Origin of the sequence: Dysgonomonas sp. Marseille-Q5470, from assembly GCF_951230145.1 — a bacterium.
In the GTDB taxonomy this organism is placed as follows: Bacteria; Bacteroidota; Bacteroidia; order Bacteroidales; family Dysgonomonadaceae; genus Dysgonomonas.
The window spans coordinates 78,458-90,431 of the sequence record NZ_CATNVE010000012.1; the positions used below are offsets into that span (position 1 = coordinate 78,458).

Below are 11,974 nucleotides of genomic sequence, written 5' to 3' on the forward strand. Positions count from 1 at the left end.
ATCCCCAAGCGTTAAGCTCCTACCTCACCGATTTCCTTCGCCTTATATGCCATCGCATAAAAACGGATTTGCTTTATCATAGACACAAGCCCGTTAGAGCGTGTAGGCGAAAGGTTTTCTTTCAGCCCAATCTTCTCTATAAAGTAAAGATCGGTATTTATAATTTCATCCGGCGTACGGTTCGACAACACCTTTATCAGTAGAGCGATAATACCTTTTACGATTACGGCATCGCTCTCCGCTTTAAGCACTATTTTACCGTCGATGTAATCTGCCTGCAACCATACACGGCTTTGGCAACCAACAATAAGATTGTCTTCTGTCTTATTCTTATCGTCTAATTTATCCAATGAATTTCCCAATTCTATCAATAATGCGTAACGATCCATCCAATCGTCAAACATCGAAAATTCTTCTATAATCTCGTCTTGAACTTCGTTTATTGTAGCCATTTATTCCCTCTGTTTATTTTTCCTTATATACAACCTCCAGCACTGTTTGTCCTACGGCCTTCAATGTTTCTTTACTGATATTACGCATATCATCTTTTTGTGTATGCCATGAATGGAAGAACCCGAGTTCCGTATCCTGATCCAGACGGTAATCGACAATATCGATACTCGGTATCTTGCGAATCTGATTTACAGGAACATGATCGTCTGTTACTCCACCCACATCTTTACCAATAAAGAACTTGCCATAACTAAGCAGTCCGGCTGTTCTCCATACTTTTTCAAGTATATCTTCTGCATATTCTTTGGATATTGCTTCTCTATAAAAGGTTGCACCTTCTGCTCCAACCATATCCAATAATATCCCGAATTTAGCTTTATAGTTTGGCACATGCGGATTATTTGCCCAGTACTGAGAGCCCAAACACCATGTTTCTCCTTTAATCAAAGATTTTTCTGCAAAAGCAGGAATGCCATAATCTTCTGCATCAAAAAAGATGATGTCTACTCCCACCTCAGGAGTTTTCGACTGAAGTACTCTTGCTACCTCCATCAATACTCCTACTCCACTGGCGCCGTCATTAGCACCCAGCAACGGTTTCTTAAGATTAGCCGGATCAGGATCCTGATCTGAGTACGGACGTGTGTCCCAATGGGCAAAAAGTAGCACCCTGTTTTTCTTATCTAAGCCATAAGAGGCTATTATATTGCGGGCATTAAGCTTTGTGCCATCGTATGCCGTTACAACCATCTTCTGTTCCTGAACTTGTGCTCCGAAACGCTTCATTTCAGCTACCAGATAATCGCCGCAAGCAACGTGCTCTTTAGTGTTCGGCACACGGTATCCGAATGCAACTTGTCTGTCTACATAAGCGTATGCACTATCGGCGTTGAAGTCCGGCGATACTTTCTGATACGAGTCAGCCATCGTATTCGCATTTTGAGTTGTTTTACCACAAGAGCATGCTATAAAAATCAAAGACATGCATGTAATGTATATGTTCTTAATTGCCATCTTATACTAGTTTATTTTACAGAATACAATCTACAAATATAGAGATTTGTTGTGAGGTAGAGGTTTCATTTAAGAGTTTTTTCGATTAGTACCCTCACTACACTAAAACAAGCAAGGCATCTAACTCCGAAAAGTGACAAAAGTAACACATATCATACTGTTTATATATTGTCACCCTCTGTAAAGATATCCGGGAGGTAAGACTTCACCACTCCTCTCAACCTTAACGAATTTCGGTTTGAGCTCAACTTCCGAGTTTTCATTACTTGCTTCATCACTCTCTACTGTAGAACAATCTGCTATATCTTGTGGCTTGGAGGATATACCGTCTTTTTGCGGATGTAAATCCTTGTCTTTTTTTGAGGTGCTTCCTTTCCTTAAATTCTCACGCAAGAGATTTAGATTCTCCGCTGTTTTCGCATCACGAACAATAATGGTTAAAGCAGACTGGGAGTTCTCCTCTTCTTTATTGGCTTTACTATCTTGACGAGAAAGTGTAAGTTTTATCGCATGGGTATCAGGGGCATATTCTTTTTGTTTTACGATCTGCGATTTTAGCACCAACTCATCCGGGTTATTTTTATCGGGAACGTATATCGTCTTTGTCTCTGTAAGGGTATAACCTTCCAGTTTCCTTTTTAGTGACTTGCGAGCCAGCATCAGTAGTTTATCATCACGACGGTCTATCGCTTTTTCTATTGCTTCTCTGAATTCGGGCTTTGTATCTTTCCATTCATAAAAAGACTTTCTGCTGATTTTTAATATGCTGCATATCTCCGAGATAGAATAAGTGTCTGCTTCTATCAGTGTAACAATCTTCTCTACTAGTTTTTCTGTGTACTTTGCCATATCTATTATAATAAGTTGTTTATAATAGATAATTATTTAGGAAAGTGATAAATATGTTTTAGATGGATATCTTTTCAATTTTTCTTTTGCCTCCATATAGCATCAGCAATAGATCTGTATCTTCCCCAGAATTTATAATGAGTAAGAGAGAAAAATGAAATTAGCCGTCCGGTGTATTTATTCAAAAGAAAAAGATGTTGAATCCGATAGAAAACAATGAGAAGAATAAAAAAGACGATAAAAGAAAAGACTTTTTCGACAAAAGGATAATGCAAAAAATCGGAAGATAATTTGTTTAACAGATAAGTTGCAAGTGTAGAATAGAATATACTTATAATAACAAAGAGTCCGTGAGCACTTTCTATTGCTCTTTTAGGACAAAGAGACATACATCGCATACAACTTTCACACTTCAAGAGCCAAAAAGGACGCTTGTTTAATATTTTGATTGCTTTTACAGGACATTGTTTCACACACAGCTGGCATCCATCACAAGCAGTTGAAGCATAGAATGATTTTGCAAAGGCGAAACGCCCTGCAATATAATATCCTAAAGATATAGGGGATATCAGTATATCTTGAACAATATCCCTGTATGCTACAAAAACAGAATTTCCTTCAAATATCCTGTCACAATATTTCTTTACTTTATAAAAATTAGCTTCATGCAAAAATGCTACAGCGTTCTTATTTAATGCCGGATGAATCGACATCCAATTAGAGGGCATATCGAAAGGTATTTGTCCTTTAATCTTATACCCTTTCATTTTTAGCATTATTGTTGATACAAAAAATGCGATTCCGGTCAAACCCGGTGTTACCGTTTTTCCAATCTTTAGTCCGGCTCTTGTATTCATCAATATAATATCGTTAGAGCCTTTTGGAAATCGGCGAATAAAGCCTAGGGTTATTGGGGGATAGTTGAATCCATGTATTGGTGAAATAATAATTACCAAAGTGTCAGGGTCTATGTCAATACTGTTATGTCTTGCTGTATCGATATTCTCTAAATTGCATATTATATTCTTTTCGGTAGCAAATTCTCGAATCCAATAGGAAATCCTTTTCGCATTTCCTGTTCCCGAAAAATAATAAATTCTTATTTTTTTATATACAAGCATTCAGTATACCAGATAAGATTATAATTCAAAGATAGTTACAAAAATAATTTCCGCTTCATTTTTCGATGGAAATCAATGGAAAAAGCGTGATTGTTTACGACAATACCCTAAAGTTAGATTTTTACTAACTATAGGGTATTTGTATTATTTAGGCAAATCTTTTTTACTCATATCAATATCATCCATTAGAAGAGTATAAATATTTGATAAGGTTACTAAAATATACATTACCAAATCATAAAATAATACCAAACTTATAGTTGTCAGAGTAAGTTTTATGATATTATTAGTAACGACTTTCTGAAAGACAAGTAAAATAATCAAAGCAATGCTGATAACGATGATAAACGTAATTTGCTGTACGAAACATCGAGTAAAATTACTAAAGCGTATCAAATAATTTTTAGTGCTACTATCAGTCTTGTTTCTAAATCTTTCTATCCGTTGTGATAATTTATCGGGAACTGTAAATAATACACTAAATATTAATGCAGTAAATATGCTTAATACAGTCAATAGTGTATCTATTATATCTTCCAAATTTATTTCCTTCCAAACCGTAATTATGTATATTACAATTGGAACAAAAATAAATCCTAAATATACCTGAAACTTTGACCTTCTATTTCCGTCAATATCATATAATAGTGATTTTATTCCGTCTTTAATTATTCTATATATCTGTTTAAAAATGAATGTCATATTAATTTTGGTGTGTATGATATTTGTTTTTTAATATCATCCAACATTCCTTTGGTATACTCATGAAGATCATCCCATTTTGGTAATTGAGAATTATCCTCTTTCAGCGAATCATCCAATGTAATTGTTGGTAATATACTATCTATATTTGCTAATGTTGCATTAGCCCTTTTACCCTCAGCATCAATATAAAAAAGTTTTACTTTATCTTGAATTTCATCGTAATCTATATCAATCGCTTTTATTTGCGATTTCAATACATTTTTATAGTTCACTACCGATATAAAATCTTTAAAAGGTATTTTGAATCTGCTGAAAATAGATCTCCTTTTTGCATGTGTAAATGGACTAAACACAGGATTTAATGGTCTATTTTTATCTCTCTTGCAATGAATTACTTGTATCTCACTAATATATCCATCTTTCAAAAACTTTTCTATATATTCATTAGGAATACATTTACTCCATTCAGCTTTGTATCCATTAGAAATGAAATAGTTGCTTAATTGCTCCTTAAATAAAGTACAACAACCTGTATTTGTATAACTTTGCACCATCAAAATTCCTACACTAGAATCAATTGGTATCCAGATTTTATAAAAATAATATAGTGACGTTACACTATCTCCAGCAACTTTACTTGTAGGTATAGTTGCATCGTTAGATTGATATACATCATATTCTATTCCTGTAGCACCACCTTTAAATATGCCCCATACCGTATAGTCATTAGAATCATAACCTTTGAACTGATCTGTTGTAACACTCATTGCCTGAGTATTATTCTTATTTGGTTTAAATGAAGCATTAAAGCCATTTATAAAATCTTCTAAAAAAACTTTGATATAGTTTATATCATCTATTTCATCAATAGATAAAGTATTTACAAAATCACCAAGTACACACTCATCTTTTTCTGTAAGATATGCTACTCTTTCTTCTCCACGAATCCTCCGTGTAGTTCCTTCTTTTATTTTTTTCAAAGTAAAATAATAGATGTCAAGTTTTAATGTGTATCCCATGTTAATTATTCTTTAGGCGGTGACATATTTCAGGTCTCCATTGTAAAATTCAATAATAACAAATTTACTAACAATTGATTAATATCCATAGATATATTTTAACAAATTTATATTATTTATGATCATTATTTTTGAAATATAAACAGAACGATAATTTCAATTGAAGTATAAGACTATAGCAATAAAAAAGCTACTATTATAGTCAAGGGAGAACGTAATAATCAGATTTTATTTGAGGAGCAAATCTATTATAAGAATGAAGAAAAGCATTCTATCGTCTTTTCGGATTGCAAATCCGAAAGAACGAAGCAATTATACACAAAAAAGCCGCAATTTGAATCAATTGCGGCTTTTTCTATTTTGTAATATCCTACTTATGCATCAATCTTAGCATAAGTTGCATTTTCTTCGATAAACTCACGACGTGGAGCTACGTCTTCACCCATCAGCATAGAGAAAACATGATCGGCTTCAGCAGCATTTTCAATCGTCACCTGACGCAATGTACGGTGCTCAGGATTCATGGTAGTATCCCAAAGCTGCTCGGCATTCATTTCTCCAAGACCTTTATATCGCTGCGTGTGAATAGCATTTTCGTCACCATCGGCATATTTCTCTATAAACGCACGGCGTTGGCGATCGTCCCAGCAATACTCTTCGTTTTTACCCTTGCGGCAAAGATAAAGCGGAGGCGTTGCAATATAGATATACCCTTTCTCCAACAGTGCTTTCATATGGCGAAAGAAGAAAGTAAGAATCAGCGTTGCAATGTGGCTTCCGTCCACATCGGCATCGGTCATGATCACCACTTTTTGATAACGAAGCTTTTGGAGGTTCAACTCTTTAGAGTCTTCGTCCGTTCCTATCGTTACGCCCAGTGCTGTATATATATTTTTTATCTCATCACTTTCGAGAACTTTGTGAGGCATCGCTTTCTCCACATTCAGAATCTTACCCCTAAGAGGAAGAATTGCTTGGAACCCACGGTCACGACCTTGTTTTGCTGTACCACCCGCAGAGTCTCCTTCGACAAGGAAAATCTCACATATCGAAGCATCTTTACTCGAACAGTCAGCCAGTTTTCCCGGTAAACCACCACCTGTAAGCGGAGATTTACGTTGTACCAACTCACGGGCTTTGCGAGCCGCTGCACGTGCTGTTGCCGCAAGGATAACTTTTTCTACAATGATTTTTGCTTCTTTCGGATGCTCTTCAAGATAAATACCCAAAGCCTCTCCCACAGCCTGATCAACAGCTCCAATAACCTCATTGTTACCAAGCTTTGTCTTTGTCTGTCCTTCAAACTGAGGCTCAGCAACTTTGATAGAAACAACAGCAGTAAGTCCTTCACGGAAGTCATCACCATTAATTTCCACTTTCACTTTCTCAAGCATCTTCGAGTCATCAGCATACTTCTTCAGCGTACGAGACAACCCACGGCGAAATCCGGTAAGATGTGTACCACCTTCTATGGTGTGTATATTATTTACATACGAATATACATTCTCATTATAAGATGTATTATATGTCATCGCCACTTCTACAGGTACTCCTTGTTTTTCGGTAACAATGTGTATTACATCTTCTATTAATGCTTCTTTAGACGCATCTATATATCGTACAAATTCTTCCAGCCCTTTTTCAGAGAAGAAAGTATCTGTTTTGAATGTTCCATCTTGTTTTACCTGACGATGATCGACCAACGATAAACGAACTCCGGCATTAAGAAAAGCCAGTTCGCGAAGGCGTGACGCCAATGTATCATATTTGTACTCTGTTACTACAAATATAGAATCATCCGGCTTGAATGTTATAATTGTACCTGTATGATCTGTAGTTCCTATTTTTTCTACACCAGTCAAGGGTTTTCCACAAGAATATTCCTGTACATATACATTCCCTTGTTTGTGTACTTCGGCTTTTAGGTATGTAGACAATGCGTTGACACACGACACCCCTACACCGTGAAGACCTCCCGAAACTTTGTAAGTTCCTTTGTCGAATTTACCTCCGGCATGCAAGACTGTAAGAACGACCTCTAGAGCCGATTTTTTCTCTTTAGCCATTATATCCACCGGGATACCACGACCATTGTCTTGTACTGTTATCGAATTATCCTCGTGTATAGTGACTTTGATATCATCACAATATCCGGCCAGAGCCTCGTCAATAGAGTTGTCTACAACTTCATACACAAGATGGTGTAATCCTTTTTCGCTTATATCACCGATATACATCGCGGGTCTTTTCCTTACAGCTTCAAGGCCTTCCAGCACTTGAATATTTTGTGCGGAATAAGATTCGCTTGCAATTTTTTGGTTCTCAGTCATATTTATATTTTGCTATTAAATAGGCGAATAATCGCCTGAGGTTTTGCGTTTGAAAAATCTAACAAATATACAGATTTTTATCCACATAAGCAAGAATAGAAGCCATCGTTTTGCTTGCTTATAAATAAAGAAAAGAATGAAAAAATTAACAATTTTATTTATATAAAAACATGTAAAAGCCAATAAAATTCTGATTGCTTTTGTTTTCTTTGTATTCTTCGATATGTCCAATAAATAAATTTAACCGAATACGATGAAAAAACAATTTGCATTTCTATTTTTTATTTTAAGCATCCTCTTTTCTATAACAAGTTGTTCTGATAAAGACAATGAAGTAGAAGAGACGCTCAGTCTATCAAAAAGTCAATTATTTTTTAAAGTTTCAACTGAAAAACAAAGCATTACGATAAAATCAAATACCAAGTGGGAAATTGACAAGAACATTCCCTTATGGTGTACTGTGAGCCCCATGTCGGGAAAGGGAGATGTAACGATCACTGTAGAAGCCAAAGAAAATGCACAAGAGGTTACGCTTACAACACAGTTACTTATAAAAACCAAAACAAAAATACAAAAAGTAAGTATACAACAAGAAGCTGCTCCGCCGGCACCTCTCGAAGGGTACTATTTCCCGCTACTGACTATCAATACTAAAAACGGTACACCAATTATATCGAAGGATGACTATATGGACGCAACCATAAAGATAGAATCAAGGGATAATAAAGGGGTTATAAAAGAGAAGCTAATGGAAGCTGACACCGAAATAAAAGGTCGTGGGAACAGTACGTGGGGAATGGAAAAGAAACCTTACAAACTGAAACTAAAAGAATCGGCGCAAGTATTGGGCATGCCTAAAAACAAACATTGGGTGCTGCTTGCCAATTACTCGGATAAGACATTGATGCGAAACGAACTGGCGTTCGAAATCAGCCGTCGTATGGGATTTGCTTGGACTCCACGCATGCAGTATGTGGATGTTTTGCTTAATGGAGAATATATTGGAAATTACATGCTTGGAGAACATATACGCGTAGACAAAAACAGGGTTAATATCCCCGAATTGAAAGCAACAGATACAGATATTACAGGAGGATATCTGCTCGAAATAGATGAGCGAAAAGGAGAACCTGTATGGTTTGAAACACTAGAAGCAAAAATGACATTCTGTGTAAACACGCCGGAAGACATACCCGCTGATCAAAAAGAATATATATCAAGCTATATCCAAAATATAGAAAACATCATATACGGAAAAGATGATGTAAACCCTGTAGAAGAATTACCGAAGTATTTGGATATGCAATCATTCATTGATTATTTATTACTAAACGAATTATCGAAAAACGTTGATGGCAACCTACGCCTAAGTACATTCGTCTATAAAAACAGAGGCGACGATAAGCTATATTTCGGACCGGTATGGGATTATGATATTGCTTTTGGGAATGTAAATTATGACAACTGTGATATGATATCAGAATGGCACGCACGTACAAGAGCTCCTTGGTATCAACAATTTTTCTCTCATCCCGAATTTGAAAATATGGTAAAAGACAGATGGAACGAATTACGCGGAAATGAATTAAGTGACGCAAATATAAATACGTTTATTGATAACATGGCTGGAAAAATAAATGTATCTCAATATTATAATTTTCAGAAATGACCAATACTTAATATGCAGGTCTGGCCTAACCCTATTGTGACTGGAAGTTATCAAGGTGAAGTCAATTATCTTAAAACATGGATAAAAAACAGATTAAGTTGGATGGATCCACAGTTAAAGTAATTAATACGGCATATTATAAACTAAAAAAGAGAAGAGGGAATCCCTTTTCTCTTTTTAGTTGGATATTGATTAGCAAGCGTCTACCATTTTTTCATAAACCTGTTTATGATTTTCTTCAAATTAAGGATGCATTTATATTCCTTGTATTTTTTATCTGATATAAAGCCATATTTATGCTGTATCATATAATAATCGGAATAAAAATCGAAATAAGAAGACGATATCCCACCTAATCTGAAGTTAGAAATCACGACATCCACTTCTTCGAGCTTTACACCTTTACTTACACATCTACAAATAAAGTCATAATCAGCCAAGACCTTTATAGAAAGATCAAATGCTCCGTATTTATTGTAAACTTCTTTAGATACAAAAAATGTAGAGTGAGGCAGTACACTCTCCGATATAAACGAAGCTCCACGGCGTTGTACATTAAAAATCTTATCGTCTTTCCACACGCGCTCTATACCGTATATCATAGAATTGCTCTGATCTACCACTCCGTCAGAAAACTTGTTCCACATAACTTCGAGGGTATTATCCTCATACCAATCATCAGAGTTGGTTATCCCTATCAACTTTCCAGTAGCAAGAGATATTCCTTTATTCATCGCATCATAAACACCTTTGTCGGGTTCACTAACGATGCGTACAGTAACTCCTTTCTTTCCGAAGGCTGGGATATAACTCTCTATTTTATCCAGAGTTTGGTCTTTAGATACCGCATCGATGATGATATATTCAAAGTCAGAGAAGGTTTGTCTTAACAAGGCTTCAATTGTTCCTTGTAATGTATTTTCAGAATTGTATGTTGGTGTTATTATAGATATTCTTGGCATATCTAAATTATTTTATTTAAATCTACGGGCAAAGATACATTTTTTATAAGTGCATTCATTTTTCTATATATAAAAAGAGAATTTGAAATTCTTAAAAAATCTTTAGCCCCTATTCTTTTAACATTACAAAAAAAACAATTGTGTCACAAAGACGTTTTAAGTATACAATAAGAATATGTTTGTATACATCATGTGGATAATAAATGCTCTATTTATATTTTAAGTTTCAATAGAATTAGCAAACTTGCTAAAACATGAATAATGAAAAACAAATTATTTGTATACACCAGTATACTACTCTTCATTGCCCTGATATCTAAAGCATGCAATGAGAACCAAAATGGAACAGGTACTTGCCTTACAATATCTGCTAAAAACATTAACAATAAATCACTTATAAGTGGTGGACAATATCAGATTCTAAATGTTAATAATCAAGTTGTAGGCACATATATACTTACATCCGGAACAATGAATATCACAAATCTAGCTATAGGGAAATATGTGATAGAAGAAATAAGTTCTCCAGATAACTATGATGCCAGCCAAAAACGAATAGAAATTATTCTAAAGTACTCTTGTATCGAAGCTACATTCTCGTATATAGATTCTAAATTGAAAGAAATACCGGAAGAGCAGACCTTGCAATTCATAAATTATCAAGGGCTTATAAACTTAGGGGAATATAATGCTATGCGTATTGGAGAATATTACTGGATCGATAGGAATTTTACTCATACAATAAAAAAAGGGAATGGCTTCGAAAATGACGTACCTATCACTCAAAATATCTTAAATAGATATCTTGAACGTGTGCGCATCGATCCCCAATATTATCAATTATCGAATATAACCAATTTTGAAAAATACTATGGAAGATATTACAGCTATCCGAGTATAGAATATATGAATAAGTACTGCTTTATGGCTGACGAGAATGGCAATAAGATTGAAGGTTGGAGATTACCTTTTCCTGCCGATTACAGGCAATTATTTGCTATGTCGCCATTTAATACATCGCATGATGCTACTCATACAAATCTTAACGAAAGAGATGTACGCTTCGCATTAAGTAGCATGAATGGAGAGAATCCATTAGCCTTTAATATCTATCAAGGGAATAATAGCCCATATAAAGTTTATTGGTTCGAAAAATCAACAAATATATATGGTTTTAATATGATGCCCGGAGGAGCCCGTCTAAATGGAAATGGTAGATGGTGTAATGGCTTGGGGCCTAATGGCGGCTGCTATGATGATGGTCTAAGAGGTGATATCTATCATCTATTCTATACTGTGTATTTATCTGTACAAAACACAAATAATACTCTTGGGTATGTAGGCATACATGATTATATAACTAGCAAAGAGTATGAATCATATCACTATCTCAATGTACGTTGGTGCAGGCCATTAACAGATATAGAGCTAGGATATAAATTGTATATCAATAAGGACAAAACAGACATAAAAAAATTAGGGCTTAAAGACTCGCCTCCGGAAGGATATATAGAATTACCTCGCGGTTATACTCGTGGATTTTATGTACAATATATATTGAACGATCCTAATACCAAATTAACGGTATCTGATATTATCAACTACGCAAAAAGTGTTCAGGACAATTATATTTACGAAAACCGTAACAATCTGAATGTGATTTTGTAAAAAAGACATATTGTATACATCATATTATCTTTTGTAAACCTAAAAGGAGAGCCTATAATAGGCTCTCCTTCTCTTATGCTGTCTGAGATGTATTTGTATCTTTCTATTATACTTTGTATGCTTGGGATTGTATAAATAGCAAAAGTCCGTATACAATTAGATGTATACGGACTTTGCATTTAAA

9 protein-coding genes are annotated in these 11,974 nt (G+C 35.0%); 2 read left to right on the plus strand and 7 right to left on the minus strand.

Translation table 11 applies throughout. From position 1 onward, the window contains the following. Positions 1-11: 11 nt before the first annotated feature. The 6 genes from QOX35_RS15715 to gyrB form a co-directional block, all read right to left on the minus strand. Entirely contained in the window at positions 12-452 is a 441-nt protein-coding gene (locus tag QOX35_RS15715) for a SufE family protein (protein ID WP_006844157.1), read from the minus strand. Positions 453-465: 13 nt separating this feature from the next. After that, positions 466-1,467, minus strand: a complete 1,002-nt coding sequence (locus QOX35_RS15720) for a M28 family peptidase (RefSeq protein ID WP_283687745.1) — start codon at positions 1,465-1,467, stop codon at positions 466-468. A 171-nt stretch (positions 1,468-1,638) separates the two neighbouring features. Beyond that, on the minus strand, positions 1,639-2,316 hold the full coding sequence (locus QOX35_RS15725; RefSeq protein WP_283687746.1) for a bacteriophage terminase small subunit: 678 nt from the start codon (positions 2,314-2,316) through the stop codon (positions 1,639-1,641). 74 nt (positions 2,317-2,390) lie between these two features. Next, a complete protein-coding gene (locus QOX35_RS15730) occupies positions 2,391-3,437 on the minus strand; it encodes an EFR1 family ferrodoxin (protein ID WP_283687747.1) in 1,047 nt (348 codons plus the stop codon). Positions 3,438-4,135: 698 nt separating this feature from the next. Continuing rightward, entirely contained in the window at positions 4,136-5,161 is a 1,026-nt protein-coding gene (locus tag QOX35_RS15735; RefSeq protein WP_283687748.1) for a hypothetical protein, read from the minus strand. Positions 5,162-5,535: 374 nt separating this feature from the next. Next, positions 5,536-7,491 (minus strand): DNA topoisomerase (ATP-hydrolyzing) subunit B, encoded by a 1,956-nt coding sequence (gene gyrB / locus QOX35_RS15740; RefSeq protein WP_283687749.1) that lies wholly within the window; start codon positions 7,489-7,491, stop codon positions 5,536-5,538. Positions 7,492-7,744: 253 nt separating this feature from the next. Between gyrB and QOX35_RS15745 the strand changes: the two genes are divergently transcribed. Beyond that, positions 7,745-9,160: a CotH kinase family protein gene (locus tag QOX35_RS15745; RefSeq protein WP_283687750.1), complete on the plus strand. Its 1,416-nt coding sequence runs from the start codon at positions 7,745-7,747 to the stop codon at positions 9,158-9,160. 203 nt (positions 9,161-9,363) lie between these two features. Here the strand turns inward: QOX35_RS15745 and QOX35_RS15750 are convergent, their stop codons facing one another. Continuing rightward, positions 9,364-10,122 (minus strand): glycosyltransferase family 2 protein, encoded by a 759-nt coding sequence (locus QOX35_RS15750; RefSeq protein WP_283687751.1) that lies wholly within the window; start codon positions 10,120-10,122, stop codon positions 9,364-9,366. Positions 10,123-10,383: 261 nt separating this feature from the next. Here QOX35_RS15750 and QOX35_RS15755 point away from each other — a divergent pair, with 261 nt between their 5' ends. Beyond that, positions 10,384-11,790, plus strand: coding sequence for a prealbumin-like fold domain-containing protein (locus QOX35_RS15755; protein WP_283687752.1), 1,407 nt, complete (start codon positions 10,384-10,386; stop codon positions 11,788-11,790). Positions 11,791-11,974: the final 184 nt, after the last annotated feature.